We start from the raw sequence: 15,959 nt of genomic DNA on the forward strand, positions 1-15,959 counted from the left end.
CGCCGGGGCCGAGTCGGCCCAGGCCGCCCGCGAGCGCGCCGAGCAGGTGGCCTACGCCCGCGGGGTGCTGGAGATGGCGGCGTCCTCGGGGGCCGGCGGGATGCTCACCGCCGAGGCCCTGGCGGACCGGTGGGCCGGGGACGGCAGCGACCTCACGGTCGCCGAGCGGGCAGCCGCGGACCGCACCTGGGCCTACGGGCACGTCGTGGTCGACGAGGCCCAGGAGCTGTCGGCGATGGCCTGGCGGGTGCTGGCCCGCCGCTGCCCGGCCCGCTCGATGACCGTGGTGGGCGACCTGGCGCAGACCTCCACCGCGGCGGGGGCCTCGGAGTGGGAGGCCGCGCTCTCCCCGGTCCTCGGCTCCGGCGAGGGCGCCGCCGCCACCCGAGGGGTCGACCTGCGCCGGCCCTGGCGGCTGGCGCAGCTGACCGTCAACTACCGCACGCCCCGCCAGGTCATGGAGCTCGCGGGCGCGGTGCTGGCCGCGGCGGGGGTCACGGCTCCGGTGCCGCGCTCGATCCGCGACGCCGAGATGCCCCCGCGCGCGGTCCGGGCCCCCGAGCCCGCCCCCTCCCCGCGCTGGGCGGAGGCCGTGACGAGCGCCGTGGTCGCCGAGCTCGACCTCCTCGGCGGGGGCCGGATGGTCGTGGTGGCGCCCGACGCGCTCGTGCCGGTCACCGCTGCGGCTGTCGCCGCCGCCCTGCCCGAGGGGTCGGTGCGCCGCGCGGAGGACCCGCGGGACGCACCGGTCACGGTCGCGTCGGTGGCCGACGTCAAGGGCCTGGAGTTCGACGCCGTGGTCCTCGTGGAGCCCGCCGGGGTGCTGGCGCAGTCCGCGCGCGGGGCGAACGACCTCTACGTGGCCATGACCCGGCCCACGCAGCGCCTCGTCGTGGTCTCGGGCGCGCCGCTGCCGCCGGGCCTGGACGCGCTGGAGGCCCCGCCGGTCTCCTGACCGTGCGGGGCCTCCGGGCCGTGCTGGGTGGCGCTGGTCAGCCGACCACGGTGCGCGGGCGGGTGGCCTGCACGAGCGGGCAGTCGAACGGGTCGCGAGCGCCCAGGCCCACCTTGTTGAGGTAGCGGACGACGATGCGGTACGAGGTGAACAGCCCCGTCTCGGTGTAGTGGATGCCGTTCTTCTCGCAGTACGCCTTGACGATCGGCTGCGCGCGGCGCAGGTTCGGGCGGGGCATGCTCGGGAAGAGGTGGTGCTCGACCTGGTAGTTCAGGCCGCCGAGGGCGAAGTCCATGACGCGGCCCCCGCGGATGTTGCGCGAGGTCATCACCTGGCGGCGCAGGAAGTCGATCGTCGACCCGGGGGCGATGATCGCCATGCCCTTGTGGTTGGGCGCGAAGGAGGCGCCCATGTAGAGGCCGTACAGGCCCAGCTGCACGCCGAGGAAGGCGAAGGCCTTGCCGGGGCTGAGGACGAAGAAGACCAGGGCGACGTAGGCGCTCAGCCGGCCGATGATGAGGGTGCCCTCGACCCAGCGGCGCTTCATCGGACGGCGTCCGAAGACGAGCTTGAGGCCCTGGGCGTGGAGGTTGAGGCCCTCGAGCAGCAGGAGCGGGAAGAACGCGTAGCCCTGGCGGGCCGCGAACCAGCCGCGGACGCCGCCCTTCGCCTTGGCCGCGAGGCCCTGCTCCGGGGTGAAGGCCAGGACGCCGGAGTCGATGTCCGGGTCCTTGCCCGCGGTGTTGGGGTTGCCGTGGTGCTTGGTGTGCTTGTTCGTCCACCAGCCGACGCTCATCCCGGCCAGGCCGTTGGCCAGGACGATCGAGGTCCAGTCGTTCCAGGCGCCGGACTTGAAGATCTGGCGGTGGGCGGCGTCGTGGGCCAGGAAGGACACCTGGGTGAGCACCACGGCCAGCGCCGCCGCCAGGAGCAGCTGCCACCAGGTGTCGCCCAGGAGGACGTGCGTGGTGATCAGCGCGGCGAGGACGACGACGGCGAGGACCATCTTGGTCCAGTAGAGCCCGTAGCGGCGGCGCATGAGCCCCATGGCCTGCACCTCCGCTGACACGGCGGCGTAGGCGGTCTGCTGGCGGGGCTGTCGCGGTCCCCGGCGGCCCGCCCCCTGCTGGACGGTGTCGATCGTCGTCATGCGTTCGCTCTCGTGCCGCCCTGTCCGCTCGGTCGGGTCACGTCCGCAGGCCGCGGCCGTGCTCACCCTGTGGTCCGGGGAAGGGTTCTGTGCTGGCGGGCCCTGCGGCCCGGCGCCATCGTCGCACCCCTTCCTGGGTTCCGCCGCCGGACGCCGGACGCGCGGCCCGGTAGAGCGGAGCGGCCAGCGCCAGGACGAGCGCGGCGACGAGCATGGCCGTGCTCGTGGAGGTGGCCGCGGCCAGTGCGCCGAGCGTGATGGATCCCACAGAACCGGCGGGCTGGGCCACCATCGAGTTGACCGAGAGCACCACCGCCCGGTTCTCCCCGCTGGCCCGTGCGTGCAGCAGGGAGGAGTGCAGGGGGTTCGACGCGCCGTGCACGGCGTAGCAGGCCCAGAACGCCGCCACGACGCCGAGCGGGCCCGCGAGCAGCCCCATCCCGGCCACCGCGAGGCCCTGCGCCACCCGCAGGGCCGCAGCGGCCACCCAGACGCCGGTGCGCCGGCTGAGCAGCGGGACGAGGGCGGCACCGGCCGCCGAGGCCGCCCACGCACCGGCGGTGACCGGCCCCATGAGGGCGGCCGCGCGCTCGGTGGCCGCCGCGCCGCTGCCGGAGACCTCGGCCAGCCGCACCGGCATGAGCATCTCGAAGGCGATCATCCCGAAGCCCCAGAACAGCTCGACCGCCACCAGCGCGAGGAGCACGCGGTCGCCGCGCACCAGCCGCACGCCCGCGGCGACCACGGCCGGGACGCCGCGCACCGCCGCCCAGGCGGTCCCGGCGCCGCGGGTCGGGCGCGCCTCGGTGACCAGCGCCAGGACCGCGCCGGTGCTCAGGGCCGAGAGCACCAGCGCGGCGAGCACGGGGACCACGAGCGGGTCGGCGGCCCCGAGCGGGTCGAGCGCCACGAGCGCCCCGCTGGCCAGAGCCCCGGCGCACAGGGCGGCGCTGAGGACGGCGGAGGCGGCGGACAGGCCGTCCTCGAGGCGTGCGCCGGGGTCGATCTCCAGCGCCGCATCGACGTACCAGGCCTCCAGCGGCCCGGAGTCCAGCGCCCGCCAGACCCCCTGCAGCGCCATCGCCGCGACGTAGGCCGCCACGGTGTCCGCCACGGCCAGCAGGGCGAGCGAGGCGATCCCCACCGCTCCGGCGAGGACGAGGACGGGCCGGCGTCCCAGCGAGTCGGCCAGGCCGCCGGTGGGCAGCTCGAGGGCCAGGACGACGAAGCCCTGCACCGAGAGGACGACGCCGATCTCGGCCAGGGACAGCCCGCGGGCCGAGGCCAGCAGCACGGTGACCGGCATCGTCAGGCCGGTCGGCAGCCAGCGCAGCGCCACGAGCAGCAGGAAGCGGCGGCGCAGCGCGCGGGTGTCGCGCAGCGCAGCGCTCATCGGCGGAAGGCCTGGTAGAGCAGGGCGACGTCCTGCGCGCCGGGCGCCTCCGCGTCGCTGAGGTCGTGCCAGCGCTGGGCGAGGGCGTGCAGCTCGTCGCGCAGCTGCCCGAGCTGGTCGCTGGTGAGGTGCAGGACGGCGTCGCTGATCGTCGCGGCCGCCACCCACTCCGCCGGGAGGCTCGCCTGGCGGCGCAGGTAGCCCTCCAGCTCCTCGACGTAGCGGGCCAGGACCGTGCGCTGCAGCCCCTCCATCGCCTCGCGGCGCTCGGGGTCGGCGAGGAGCTCCAGGGGCTCCCACCGCGTGCTCTCGTGCGCGGCCCGCCACCAGCGCTCCCGGCGGTCGCGGGCGCGCTCCGGAGCCTCGACGACGAACCCGTGCCTGGCCAGGGTGCCCAGGTGGTAGCTGACCGACCCGGGCGCCTCGTCGAGCAGCTCGCTGAGCATCCCGACCGTCTGCGGCCCGCGCGCGCGCAGCTCCCCGAGGATCCTCAGCCGGGTGGGGTGCGCCAGGGCGCGCATGGCGCGCGGGTCGGTGAGGTGCACGGAGCCGGCCGCCGCGCGTTCGTCGTCCACGGGCGCAGCGTCGCACTCACAAGCACAGTTGCACAAGATGTCTTGTGGATTGCCCCGCAGCACTTCCGGCGGAGAGTGCGGTCGGTCGACCCGAGGGTCAGGAGCGGGCGAACCAGGCGGCGAGGCGCGCGAAGCCCTCGTCGAGGTCGACCTCCGGCTGCCACTGCAGCGCCTCGCGGGTGCGGCGCTGGTCGAACCAGTGCGCCGTCCCCAGCTGCTCGGCGAGGAAGCGGGTCAGCGGCGGCTCGTCGTCCCCAGCGGGAGCCCCGACGGCTCGCAGGCCGGCCCACAGCGCCTCGACCGCTCCCCCGACCGCCCGGGCGACGGGCAGCGGCACCCGCCGGGTGGGCGGCGGCGCGCCGCCGGCGACCGCCATCCGCGAGACGAGCTCGCCCACGGTGCGCGGCTGCCCGCTGCTCACGACGAAGGCGCTCCCGTGGACGCCGTCCGCCGGCGCCCGGTCCAGCGCTGCCACCAGGGCCGCCGCCGCGTCGTCGACGTACGTGGTGTCGATGAGCGCGCTGCCGTCGCCGACGACGACCATCCGGCCCTGGCGGGAGCGGTTGACCACCCGCGCCACGAGCTGCGGGTCGCCCGGGCCCCAGACGATGTGCGGGCGCACCGCCACCACGGCGAACCCGGCGCCGTCGGCGGCCAGCGCCAGCAGCTCGGCGGCGGCCTTCGTGCGGGCGTAGGGCCCGCGGGCGCGCACCGGGTCTGCCGGGTCGGCGCCGGCGCCCACGAGCGAGGCGCCGGCGTGGGCGACCGACGGCGAGGAGACCTGCACGAAGCGGCGGACGCCGGCCTCGCGGGCAGCGGCCAGCAGCGCACGGGTGCCCTCGACGTTGACCCGCTGGTACTCGGCCTCGGGGCCGCTGATCGCGACCTTGGCGGCCAGGTGCACCACGCCCTCGACGCCGGCCAGGGCGCCGGCGACCGCGGCCGGGTCCTCCAGGGCGCCGCGCACGTCGACGGCACCGGCGACGCCGCTGGCGCGCCGCTGCAGCGTCACGACCTGGTCGCCCCGCCGCACGAGCGCGGCCGCCACGGCGCCGCCGAGCATCCCGCTCGCCCCGGTGACCAGCACCCTCATGACAGCACCCTCATGGTCGGCTCTCCGCGGGCAGCTCGCCGGCCAGCACCCGTGAGGCCCAGCCGGCGACGCGCGTGCGGTCGACCTTGGAGTTGTGCCGGATGTCGGTCGGCAGCACGGCCACGACGAGCACCGCGGCCACGGGGGTCCCCGCCACGGCGCGGACCGCGTCGAGCAGGTCCAGCGGCGCGGGACCCGGCACCAGGCCCGAGCCCGGGGCCGGCTCCACGACGACCACGACCTGCTGCGTGCCCGCCGGTCCGACGCCGACCGCGCCGGCGCGCGCGACGGCGTCCAGGCCCTGCACCCGCTGCTCGAGGCCGACCGGGGTGAGCACGCCGCCCGGGGCGGTGATCACGTGCGCGAGCCGCCCCTCCACCCACAGCCGCCCGTCGGCGTCGAGGTGGCCGACGTCGCCGGTGCGGTGCCAGCCGGCGTCGCGGGCGCTGGCGCGCTGGGTGTCCCAGAGCTGGTCGTAGCGGTCCTTGACGTTGGGCGCGCGCACCGCGACCTCGCCGGTCGTGCCGGGCTCGGTGGTCAGGGCCCCGGTCGCCGCGCCGTCGGCGTCCAGGGGGCTGAGCGCCACCTGCGCACCCGGCACGGGGCGGCCGACGAGCACGCCCTCGCCGGTGCCGGCGGCCAGCAGCTCCTCCAGCGACACGTCCGTGACCGGCAGCGCCTCGGTCATCCCGTACGGGGTGCGTGCGGTGGCCGCCGGCATGAGCGCCAGGGCGCGGCGCAGCAGGTCGGCGCCGATCGGGGCGCCGGCCGAGAGCAGCAGCCGCACCCGACCCAGCGCCTCGTGCTGGGCGGGCGTGAGGTCGTCCGCCGTGGCGACGACGTTGGCCAGCGCGGCGGGCGAGGCGAAGGCGCTCGCCGCCTCGACGGCCGAGACCGCGTCGGCCAGGGCCGCGGCGGTCAGCGTGGCGGGCTTCGTGACGTCGGTCTCCGGCACCGAGCTCGTCGCGCCGAGGGCCGGGCCGAGCAGCGCGAACGGCGCGAAGGCGGCGACCAGCGCGGTGTCCGGGCCGATGCCGTAGGTGGAGGCGATGGCGTCGCGCATGCCGCGCATCGAGCGGTGCGTGTGGACGACGCCCTTGGCCGGGCCGGTGGAGCCGGAGGTGAAGAGGACGGCGGCCTCGGCGTCGGCGGCCGGCTCCGGCGGCAGCTCGAGGCCCGCGGCGAGCGCCGCCCGGCCCCGCGCGGCCACGTCGTCGAGGTGCTCGGCCACGCCCAGCAGCCGGCGCGCGCGCGCACCGCCGCGCAGCTCGCCCGCCGCCACGCGGCGTCCTGGCCAGCCCAGCAGGGCCGCCGCGGCCAGGCCGCGGTCGACGGCCACCACGTGGTCGGGGAAGGCGCCGCGCACCGCGCGGGAGAGCCCGCGCACCCCCAGGCCGGCGTCGGCGACGACGACGACCGCGCCGATCCGCAGGCACGCGTAGAACAGCGCCGTGAGGTCCGGACCGGGCGGCACGAGCAGCGACACGCGCTGTCCGGGGCGGACGCCGCCGGCGACCAGGCCCGCGGCGACCTCGCGCACGCGGGTGGCCAGGTCCTGCCAGGAGGTGACCAGGGCCGGGGCCCCTGGCCGCAGCTGCACCACGGCGGGGGTGTCGTCGTCCGCGCGCGCCTCCAGGGCGGCGCCCAGAGGGCGGTCCTCGCCCTCGCCGCGCAGCGGCTCCTGCGCGGCGCCGGCGCGGACGCGGGGACGCGCGCCCGGCGCGCGCTCGACCAGCCAGCGGGCCAGCACCCCGGCGACGTCGGCGTCCTCGGAGACCAGGTGGCCCGCGCCCTCGAAGCGGTGGACGTCGGCACCCGGCAGGCGGTCGCGCAGGTCGCGGAGGTAGCGCTGGCGGAAGACCGGGTCGGCCGGGCCCCACAGCAGCAGCGAGGGGACCTGCCGCGAGGCGCCGAGGTCGGCGAGCCCCGAGGCGATCGCCTCCATCGCGGGCCGGCTCGGGTGGTCGGCGTCGGCGGGGATGTCGGCGACGAACGCTCCCACGCCCACCCGCCGGTCCGCCCCGCGGTAGGGCGCCCGGTAGGCCGCGCGGACGTCGGCCGGCAGCGGCCGCCGAGCGGTCTCCAGGGTGGCCTGCACGAAGCCGGGGGTGCGCACGGTCAGGTTCGGCAGCACGGCGGGGCTCATCGCCCAGCGCAGCGCCGGGGGGACGGGGGCGTCCAGGGGGTGGTGGACCGCGGTGTTGAGCAGGACCACGCCGGCCAGCACGTCGCGGTGCGCGAGCGCCCAGCCGGCGCTGACCATGCCGCCCCAGTCGTGGCCGAGGGTGACGACGGGGCCAGCGGTTCCACGTGGACCGGTGAGGCCGAGGGCGTCCGTGAGCCGGCCCAGGTCGTCGATCCGGCGGGCCAGGCGGCGGCGGGTGCCGGTGCGCTCGGAGTAGCCCATGTCGAGCTGGTCGACCGCGACGACGCGCCAGCCCACCTCCGCGGCGGCGACGAGCACCTGGCGCCACAGGTACGACCAGGTGGGGTTGCCGTGCACCGCGAGGACGGTGCCGAGGGGCTCCCCCGGCCACCGGGCGGCCACCTCGACGGCGCCGTCGAGCACGTGCCAGGTGCGCGCCGCGCCGTCGGCGTCCACGACCTCGACCAGCCGCGACCACGCGGGGTCGAGGCCGGGCAGGCCGGCTGGGGGCAGCGCCGCGGGGGCGCGGGTCACCAGCGGAGCTCGCACAGGGCGGTGTTCAGCCCCGACCCGACGCCCAGGCACAGCACGCGGTCGCCCGGCATCAGGGTGTCGGCCTGGCGGGCCAGCGTCATGGGCAGCGACGCCGGGCCGATGTTGCCGAGGAACGGGTAGGTCAGCGGCGCCTTCACGGCGTCGATGCCCAGGCGCTGGATGAGCGCCTTGATGTGCACGGTCGAGACCTGGTGGAGGATGTAGCGGGCCATCCCGGTGGCCCACCCCCAGTCCTCCTTGGCCTCGTCGTAGGCCGCGCCGATGAGCTCGACGCCGTTCTCCAGCAGGCCCCGGGAGTCGGCGACCATCCGGCCGAGGCGGCCCACGCACAGCCCGTGGTGCTCCGTGCCCGAGCGGGAGACGCCACCGACGAGCCGGTGGCCCTCGGGGTGGGCGTCGGCCGGCCCCATGACCGCGGCGACCGCGCCGGAGCCCAGCGTGAGGGTGGCGAACTCCTCCAGGTAGTCCTGGCGGGTCGTCGTCGGCGCCGCGAGGCGCTCGATCGTGTCCTGGGTGGTGCTGCGGGTGTCCTCCGCGCCGACCACGACGGCGTAGCGCACCTGACCGGAGTCGATCATGGCGGCCGCGGTCTGCAGGCCGTTGACGAAGCCCAGGCACGCGTTGGTGATGTCGAAGTTCATCGCCGACGTCGGCAGGCCCATCGCGTCGTGCACCTGCACCGACACCGCCGGCTCGAGGTGCTCGCGCGAGACCGAGGTGTTGATGAGGACGCCGACGTCGGAGGCGTCGATCCCGGCCTCGGACAGCGCCTTGGACCCGGCGGTCGCGGCGGCCTCGCCGAGGGAGGTGTCCTCGGAGTACCACCGGCGCTCGCTGACGCCGGCGACGCGCTCGAGCAGGCCGGGCCGCAGCTTCAGGCGCTTGAGGGTGTCCGTCATCTGCGCATCGATCTCCGCCGAGGTGACCACCACGGGTGCCTCGATGCCGACGATGGACAGCATCGTCGTGTTGGCGGCGCGGTAGCTGGTGTTGCCGTTCACGCAGACCTCGTTCCTCGGTGCTGGAGGACGCAGGTTAACGGCTGGCGCCGCGAGCCGCCTGCGGCGAGCGCCCGACCGGGTCGTGGGGGTCGCGCTGCGGGGCCCTCCGGTCACCTCAGGCCGGTGCGCGCCATCCCCTCCACGAAGTGGCGCTGGAACACCGCGAAGACGGCGAGCATGGGCAGGACCGACAGCAGCGACATCGCGGTGAGGGAGCCGTAGTCGCGGCCGTACTGGTCCTGCAGGTACCGCAGGCCGATCGGCAGGGTGAACCGGTCGGTCTCCTGCAGGGCGATGAGCGGCCAGGCGAACTCGTTCCACCGCCACATGAACGTGAAGATCACCAGGACGGCGACGAGCGGCCGGCTGAGCGGCAGCACGATCGACCAGAACGTCCGGAACGGGCCCGCCCCGTCCACCCGGGCCGCCTCGACCAGCTCGTCGGGCACGGCGGCGAAGAACTGCCGCGCGAGGAACAGCCCGAACGCCTCGGCCAGGCGCGGGAGGACGACCCCGGCGTCGGTGTTGACGAGCCCGAGGTCCACGACGAGCTGGAACTGGCCGATCATGATCACCTGCACCGGCACCATGAGGGTGCTGAGGATGACCAGGAAGATCGTGTTCTTGAGCGGGAAGTCCAGCTTGGCGAACGCGTACCCGGCGCAGAGGTTGATGGCGAGCGTCGCCACGACCGAGACCACGGCGATGACGGTGGAGTTGAGGAACCAGCGCCCGAACGGCCAGCGCTCCAGGGGCTGGGTGAAGTTCTCCCAGTGCAGCGCCGCCGGCCAGAGCCGGGTGCCTTCGCCGTAGAGCTCGGCGGGCGTGGACAGCGCCGTGACGGCCATCCAGTACAGCGGGAAGACGACGACGACCGCGGCGAGCACGGCGGCCGTCAGGCGCCACCGCGTCGCCCGGCGCTCGGCCGTGCTGCGGGGCGTCGCGGCACTGGCGGCGCTCCGGGCGCTCACGCCAGGTCCCTGCGCCGGCCGGCGCGCCACTGGACCAGCGTGAGCACGAGGACGATGGCGTAGAGCACCATCCCCAGGGCCGCGGCGTAGCCCTGCCGGCGCTGCTCGAACCCCTGCGAGTAGGCGTAGTTGACGAGCAGCGTCGTCGCGTTCGCGGGCCCGCCGCCGGTCATGACGATGACGAGGTCGAACACCTGGAACGACGTGATGATCATGTACACGAGGAGGAAGAACGTCGTCGGCCCGAGGATCGGCCAGGTGATGGACCGGGTGGTCCGCCACCGCGACGCGCCGTCGAGCGCCGAGGCCTCGTACACCTCCCCCGGGACGCCCTGCAGGCCCGCCAGGTACACGACCATGGTGAAGCCCAGGTTCGTCCAGGTGGTGACGAGCACGAGGGACGCCATCGCCGCCACGCCCCCGGTCTGCCAGCTCACCGCGGGGAGCCCCGCCCCCTCGAGCAGCCGGTTCACCAGGCCGGAGCTCTCGTTGAACATCCAGCGCGCGATGAGCCCGCTGGCCACGGCGGAGATGACCACGGGCACGTAGAACAGGGCCCGCAGCAGCCCCCGCGCGGGCATCGCGCGGTTGAGCAGCAGCGCCAGCCCCAGGCCGCCGAAGACGCTCAGCGGCACGACGAGGACCGTGAAGACGGCGGTGTTGGCCAGCGAGCGCCAGAACAGCGGGTCGCCGGCCAGCTCGGTGAAGTTCTCCAGGCCCACGACCTGCGGCCGGCCAAACCCGGTGTGGTCGGTGACGCTGTAGTAGGCGGTCAGCGCCAGCGGCACGAACATGAACACGGCGAAGACGACCAGCGCGGGGGTCGTGAAGAGCAGCCCCGCCAGCGCCTCACCGCGCTGGCGTCGCCGGCTCGGGCTGCCGCCAGGGGGCTGCTGCAGGGCGGCCGCGGACCCGACCAGGGCCATCGGGCGCGGCCTCAGCCCTCGGCGAGGTCTTCGACGGCCCGCTGGAGCTTCGCCAGCGTCTCCTCGACCGGCTGCCCCCCGCCGAAGCAGGCCTCGAGCTCCTGCTGCAGGGCCGCGTTGATCCCGGAGAAGGCGGTCGACGTGCTCGTGGCCACCAGGCTCTCCGGGATGGTCGTGGCCTGCTGCACGAAGACGGGCATGAGGTCCGGGCGCACCGAGTAGGCCAGGTCCGTGACGTCGGTGCGGGTGGGCAGGACGGTGGTCGCCTCGCAGAACGCCTTCATGCTCTCGGCGCTGGCGAGGAAGGCGGCGAACGCGGCCGCGGCCTCGGCGCGGTCGCCGTCGGTGACCACGACGGCGTTGCCGCCGAGGTCGGTGGCGGCGTCGACGTCGCGGGGCAGGAACGTGGCGCCGAACTCGAAGTCGGTGACGGTCTCGTCCAGGCTCGGGAGGAGGAAGTCGCCCGCGTACACCGACAGCGGCGAGCCGGTGGGGAACGCCTCGTCGGGGTAGTTGGCCGCCTGGACGAGGAAGGTCGGGTCGTGCAGACCCGCGGTGTAGAGGCCCCGGGTGTAGGTGAGGGCGCGCGCCCCCGCCTCGGAGTCGATCGTCACCGCGCCGTCGTCGCCGAAGACCGACCCTCCTGCCTGGGCGAGGAACGACAGCCACCGGTAGGCGCCGGCGGCCTGCCAGTTGACGACGACGGGGTAGGCGCCGCCGTTGGCGGCCTTGACCTCGGCGAGCACGTCGCTGAACTGGTCCCACGTCCAGGCCTGCTCCAGCGCCGTGGGCACCGCGACGCCGGCGCGCTCGAAGGCCGGGACGTTGTAGACCAGCGCCGAGACGTCGGTGTGGTGCGGGACGCCGACCGGCGCGCCGTCCGCCTGCACCGCCGACCACAGGGACGGGGTGAAGGCGTCGGCGAACCCGGCGGGCAGTGCGCTGGAGATGTCGGCGAGGACCCCGAGGGAGGTGTACCGGCCGAGGTCGATGTAGGAGACCCGGAACAGGTCCGGCGGGCTGCCGGACTGCAGCCGGGAGTCGACCGTCGAGAGGATGTCGGCGTACGGGAGGTTCTCGATCTCGACCGTCGTGCCGGTCTCCTCGCGGAAGGCGTCGGCCACCGCCTGGAAGGCCGCGACCTCGGCGTCGCCGCCCCACAGGGCGAACGTGAGGTCGCTGCCCGAGCCGGAGCCGCCGCCGCCCCCGCAGCCGGCGAGGGTGCCCGCGCCGAGCGCCGATCCGGCGCCCAGGGCCGTGGCCGTGAGGAACTGCCGCCGTGACCAGGACATGGCGCCTCCGCAGTGGGTCGCTCCAGGGTCGGACCTCCGTACCTTGGGGCCCCGGGACGGGCCTGCACCAGCCGGAGCGGCGTGATGCACGTCACCTGCGCGCAGGCGCTGCGCCCGCCCCCCGGGTCGGGCACAGTTCCCCCGTGCCCTCGCTCCCCGGCTCCCCGGGCGGAGCCCTCGTCCCCGTCGCCGACCCCGCAGCCGCCCACCGCGCCGCCGCGGCGCGCGTGCTCGAGCGCGAGGGGGTCCCGGTCGTCGTCGCGCTGGTGGACCGGCGTCCGGACGCCGTGCGGGCCGGCCGCCCCGCCGGGGTCCCGGAGGCGGGGCTGGTCGAGGCGGGGCTGGTCGAGGCGGGGCTGGTCGAGGCGGGGCTGGTCGAGGTGTTCGACGCCTACGCCGCCGCGCTCGCCCCGGGGGCCGCGGACGACGACGCGGCCGCGCTGTACTCCGTGGTGGAGCTCGTGGGGTGGGCGCACGTGCACCCCGGGCCCGTGCCGGCGGCGGGACCGGCGTGAGCGGCCCGAGCCGGGCGGAGCACCGCTCGGCGTACGCGGCCGGGCGGGTCCTGCGGGTGGTGAACTGGCACAACACCCCCGCCGCGCAGGAGGAGCAGCTGCGGTGGGAGCTGTCGCAGTACGCGGCGCGCTTCGCCCCCGTGGCCCTCGCCGACCTCGACGCGTGGTTCGACACCGGCCGCTGGGCGGACCAGCGCCCGGGCTTCCTCCCGGTCTTCTACGACGGCTACCGCAACGGCTCCGACGTCGCGGCGCGGGTCTGCGACGACCTCGGCCTGCGGGCGGCCTTCTTCCCGCCCACGGCGTTCCTGTCGACGCCGGTGCCCGAGCAGCGAGCGTTCGCCGGCGCCCACGACATCGACCTCGTGCCCGAGGAGGACGCCATCGACCGCCTGGCCATGACCTGGGACGAGCTCGCGGCGATCGCCGAGCGCCACGACGTCTGCGGTCACACCGCCACCCACGCGCAGGCCGCGTCGGTGGTGAGCGCCGAGGACCTGCACCGCGAGGTCACCGAGCCGCTGCGCCTGCTCGCCGAGCGGTGCGGCGCGCCGCCGCTCGCCTGGGCGTGGCTGGGCGGGACGCCCTTCGACGCCGCCTCGGACGCGGGCCGGGCGCTGCTCGACGCCGGCGTCCGCTACGTCGTGAGCGGCACGATGGTCGAGCGCGTCCAGTGACCTCCGGCCGCTCCGCGCCCGCGGACGCCGTCGACGCCTACCGGGCCTCGCTGCCCGGCGAGGTGGTCGAGACCGACCTGACGGCGTTCGACAGCACCGGCACGCCCGTGTGGTCCGTCGCCCTGCTCGACCCGCCCGGCGGCAACGGCGTGGGCTACGGCCCGGACGTCGAGAGCGCCCGCGCCTCCGCCTACGGCGAGCTGGTGGAGTGGACCCGCTCGCACGCGGTCCTCTCCCGCGCGCAGCCGCTGCGGGCCTCCCTCGCCGACCTCGTCGCCAGCGGTGACCCGGTCACCGACCCCCGCGCGCTGTGCCTGCCGGCCGGCAGCGCCTGGACGCCCGACGCGCCCCTGGACTGGCTGCAGGCGCGGCGGGAGCGCGACGGCGAGGCGGTGTGGGTCCCGGTGGACCTCCTGGCCTCGCGCCCGGTCGACGTGCCCCCGGGCCCGCGGCTGGTCACCCCGATCACCAACGGGCTGGGCGCGGGCCTGGACCGCGACCGCGCGCTGTCCCACGCGCTCCTCGAGCTCCTCCAGCGCGACGGCAACGGCCTCGTCTTCCGCGCCCTCGACCGCGGCGTCGTCGTCGACCTCGCCGGGCTCAGCGACCCGGCGGCGCTCGCGGCCCTCGCCCGGCTGGAGGCCGCGGGCGTCGAGCCCCTGGTCAAGCTCGCCAGCACCCAGCTCGGCCTCGTCGACGTCCACGCCGTCGGCGCCGACCGACCGGGCGCCGTCCCCGACCGCAGCCGCGACGAGCCGATCACCGTCACGGCCGGCGGCGAGGCCTGCCACCCCGACCGGGAGGTGGCCGTGCGCAAGGCCCTGCTGGAGCTGTGCAGCTCCCGGGCGCGCAAGGCCTTCGCCCACGGCGACCTGGCGCGCGTGCGCGCCCTCGCCGGCGACGCCTACCTCGACCGGTACCTGGCGGCCCTGCCCGCCGACGCCCTGGCCGCCGAGGAGCCGCGGGCGCTCAGCGCCACCGCGGAGTGGCTCGGCCTCTCGCGGGCCGAGCTGGCCGGCCGGCTCGCCGGCACCGTGCTGAGCGAGCGCTCGCGGGTGGCCCTGGCCGACCTCCCGACCACCCCGGGCCTGGACGACCCGACCGCCCTGCGCCAGGACGTCGTGGACCGGCTGCACGGCGCCGGGTTCGACGTGCTCGTCCTGGACCTGTCCGGGCGGGGCGTCCAGGCGGTCAAGGCGGTGGTGCCGGGCCTGGAGGTGGAGACGATGAGCTACGGGCGGATCGGCGAGCGCGGCGTCCTGCGGGCGCTCGAGCTCGGGCTGCCCTTCGTGCGGGTCGGGGACGACCCGGGCGGGTGGTCGCCGGTGCTGCTCACCGACGAGGCGACCGAGCGCGTCGGCGGGCCGGCGTGGCTGGACCGCGCCGGCGTCGACGAGGCCGTGGGCGGGCTGTACCCGCTCTACCGCGAGCCGGGGCGCCACCTGGCGCCGCTCGCGCGGGCCGCCGCGCGCTGACGCCGCGAGCGCCCAGGACGGGACCGGCAGGGGCGGGAAGCGGCAGAGGCCGCACCCGTCGGGTGCGGCCTCTGCCGTTCTGCCTGCCTGGTGCGCGAGGGGGGAGTTGAACCCCCACGCCCTTTCGGGCACACGGACCTGAACCGTGCGCGTCTGCCTATTCCGCCACTCGCGCAAGCGTCGTGAACACTAGCACGCAGCGGCAGACCCCCTCCCGGCGCCCGCCGGGCGCAGCGCCGGGAAGGGCGGACCCGCGGGCCGCCGCCCCCGCGCGCCTGGGCGGCGGCGAGGGCCGGACGGCTACGATCACGGCCAACGGACGGCCTCGCGCCGCGCAGCAGGAGCAGCAGGAGAGGAGGGGCCGGTGGGAGTGCTCGACCGCTTCGAGCGCGGCGTCGAGCGCGTCGTCAACGGCGCCTTCGCCCGGGCCTTCAAGAGCGAGGTGCAGCCGGTCGAGCTCGCCAGCGCCCTGCGCCGCGAGGTCGACACGACCGCGGCGATCGTCGGCCCGGACCGCACGCTGGTCCCCAACGCCTTCACCATCGACCTCTCCCCCGCCGACCACGACCGCGTCTCGTCGTGGGAGGAGGACCTGGCCCAGGAGCTGGCCGACACCCTCACAGACCACGCCCGCTCCCAGCGCTACTCCTTCCCCGGCCCGGTGAGCATCCGCTTCGACCTCGACGAGGACCTGGGCACCGGGGTGTTCCGCGTCCGCAGCGCCAGGGTCCGCGGGTCGATCGCCCCGGGCACCGCGTCGGTGGCGACGCCGGCCCACCCGGTGCTGGAGGTCGACGGGCGCCGCTACCAACTGACGACCGAGCGCACCGTGCTCGGGCGCGGCAGCGAGTGCGACGTCGTCATCGACGACCCGGGGATCTCCCGCCGCCACGCCGAGGTGCGCCTGCGCGGCGGGCGGGCCTCCCTCCACGACCTGGGCTCGACGAACGGCACGACCGTGGACGGCGTCCGGCTCGAGGCCGCCAACGGGCTCACCGCGCCGCTGGTCGACGGCAGCACGGTGCTGCTCGGCCGCACCCGCGTGGTGTTCCAGTCCGGCGCGGAGCGCGCCGCCGCCCGCACCGACGAGGAGTGGTGAGCGGACGCCGATGAGCCAGCTGACCGTCACCGTCCTGCACCTGGGGCTGCTCGCCCTGCTGTGGGTCTTCGTCATCGGCGTCGTGGGGGTGCTGCGGCGCGACCTCTTCGGCACGCAGGTGGTCCCCCGCGCCGCG

At 76.2% G+C, this 15,959-nt stretch carries 14 protein-coding genes and 1 tRNA gene; 5 read left to right on the plus strand and 10 right to left on the minus strand.

The features are described from left to right. On the plus strand, nucleotides 1–955 hold a 955-nt coding region (locus AC5FZL_RS09685), incomplete at its 5' end, for an ATP-binding domain-containing protein (RefSeq protein ID WP_493618377.1). Nucleotides 956–992: 37 nt separating this feature from the next. Here AC5FZL_RS09685 and AC5FZL_RS09690 read toward each other — a convergent pair. From AC5FZL_RS09690 to AC5FZL_RS09730, 9 genes are all read right to left on the minus strand, one after another. Next, nucleotides 993–2,105, minus strand: a complete 1,113-nt coding sequence (locus tag AC5FZL_RS09690; protein ID WP_493618378.1) for a fatty acid desaturase family protein — start codon at nucleotides 2,103–2,105, stop codon at nucleotides 993–995. A 37-nt stretch (nucleotides 2,106–2,142) separates the two neighbouring features. After that, a complete protein-coding gene (locus tag AC5FZL_RS09695; RefSeq protein WP_493618379.1) occupies nucleotides 2,143–3,498 on the minus strand; it encodes an MFS transporter in 1,356 nt (451 codons plus the stop codon). After that, nucleotides 3,495–4,073, minus strand: coding sequence for a helix-turn-helix domain-containing protein (locus tag AC5FZL_RS09700; protein ID WP_493618380.1), 579 nt, complete (start codon nucleotides 4,071–4,073; stop codon nucleotides 3,495–3,497). Before AC5FZL_RS09700 ends, AC5FZL_RS09695 begins: the two co-directional genes overlap by 4 nt. Nucleotides 4,074–4,170: 97 nt before the next feature. Then, nucleotides 4,171–5,166 carry an NAD-dependent epimerase/dehydratase family protein gene (locus AC5FZL_RS09705; protein WP_493618381.1) on the minus strand — a complete coding sequence of 332 codons (996 nt, stop codon included), beginning with the start codon at nucleotides 5,164–5,166 and terminating at the stop codon, nucleotides 4,171–4,173. Between the two features lie 10 nt (nucleotides 5,167–5,176). Beyond that, a complete protein-coding gene (locus AC5FZL_RS09710) occupies nucleotides 5,177–7,846 on the minus strand; it encodes an alpha/beta fold hydrolase (RefSeq protein WP_493618382.1) in 2,670 nt (889 codons plus the stop codon). Beyond that, nucleotides 7,843–8,868 (minus strand): 3-oxoacyl-ACP synthase III, encoded by a 1,026-nt coding sequence (locus AC5FZL_RS09715; protein ID WP_493618383.1) that lies wholly within the window; start codon nucleotides 8,866–8,868, stop codon nucleotides 7,843–7,845. The genes AC5FZL_RS09710 and AC5FZL_RS09715 overlap by 4 nt, the downstream gene beginning before the upstream one ends. 110 nt (nucleotides 8,869–8,978) lie before the next feature. Next, entirely contained in the window at nucleotides 8,979–9,839 is an 861-nt protein-coding gene (locus AC5FZL_RS09720) for a carbohydrate ABC transporter permease (RefSeq protein WP_493618384.1), read from the minus strand. Continuing rightward, nucleotides 9,836–10,765, minus strand: a complete 930-nt coding sequence (locus tag AC5FZL_RS09725) for a carbohydrate ABC transporter permease (RefSeq protein ID WP_493618385.1) — start codon at nucleotides 10,763–10,765, stop codon at nucleotides 9,836–9,838. The genes AC5FZL_RS09720 and AC5FZL_RS09725 overlap by 4 nt, the downstream gene beginning before the upstream one ends. 11 nt (nucleotides 10,766–10,776) lie before the next feature. Beyond that, nucleotides 10,777–12,057 carry an ABC transporter substrate-binding protein gene (locus AC5FZL_RS09730; RefSeq protein WP_493618386.1) on the minus strand — a complete coding sequence of 427 codons (1,281 nt, stop codon included), beginning with the start codon at nucleotides 12,055–12,057 and terminating at the stop codon, nucleotides 10,777–10,779. Nucleotides 12,058–12,200: 143 nt separating this feature from the next. Between AC5FZL_RS09730 and AC5FZL_RS09735 the strand changes: the two genes are divergently transcribed. From AC5FZL_RS09735 to AC5FZL_RS09745, 3 genes are read left to right on the plus strand one after another with little or no spacing between them, the layout of a single operon-like run. Then, entirely contained in the window at nucleotides 12,201–12,572 is a 372-nt protein-coding gene (locus AC5FZL_RS09735) for a hypothetical protein (protein WP_493618387.1), read from the plus strand. After that, complete coding sequence (locus AC5FZL_RS09740) at nucleotides 12,569–13,249, plus strand: polysaccharide deacetylase family protein (protein WP_493618388.1); 681 nt, start codon at nucleotides 12,569–12,571, stop codon at nucleotides 13,247–13,249. The genes AC5FZL_RS09735 and AC5FZL_RS09740 overlap by 4 nt, the downstream gene beginning before the upstream one ends. After that, entirely contained in the window at nucleotides 13,246–14,724 is a 1,479-nt protein-coding gene (locus tag AC5FZL_RS09745) for a YcaO-like family protein (RefSeq protein WP_493618389.1), read from the plus strand. Before AC5FZL_RS09740 ends, AC5FZL_RS09745 begins: the two co-directional genes overlap by 4 nt. Nucleotides 14,725–14,812: 88 nt before the next feature. On the opposite strand, the gene AC5FZL_RS09750 is transcribed toward AC5FZL_RS09745, so the two are convergent. Then, a tRNA-Leu gene (locus AC5FZL_RS09750) sits at nucleotides 14,813–14,899 on the minus strand. Nucleotides 14,900–15,088: 189 nt separating this feature from the next. Between AC5FZL_RS09750 and AC5FZL_RS09755 the strand changes: the two genes are divergently transcribed. Then, complete coding sequence (locus AC5FZL_RS09755) at nucleotides 15,089–15,823, plus strand: FHA domain-containing protein (RefSeq protein WP_493618390.1); 735 nt, start codon at nucleotides 15,089–15,091, stop codon at nucleotides 15,821–15,823. Nucleotides 15,824–15,959 lie beyond the last annotated feature (136 nt).

The sequence above is a fragment of the Quadrisphaera sp. DVD1 genome, from assembly GCF_058932755.1.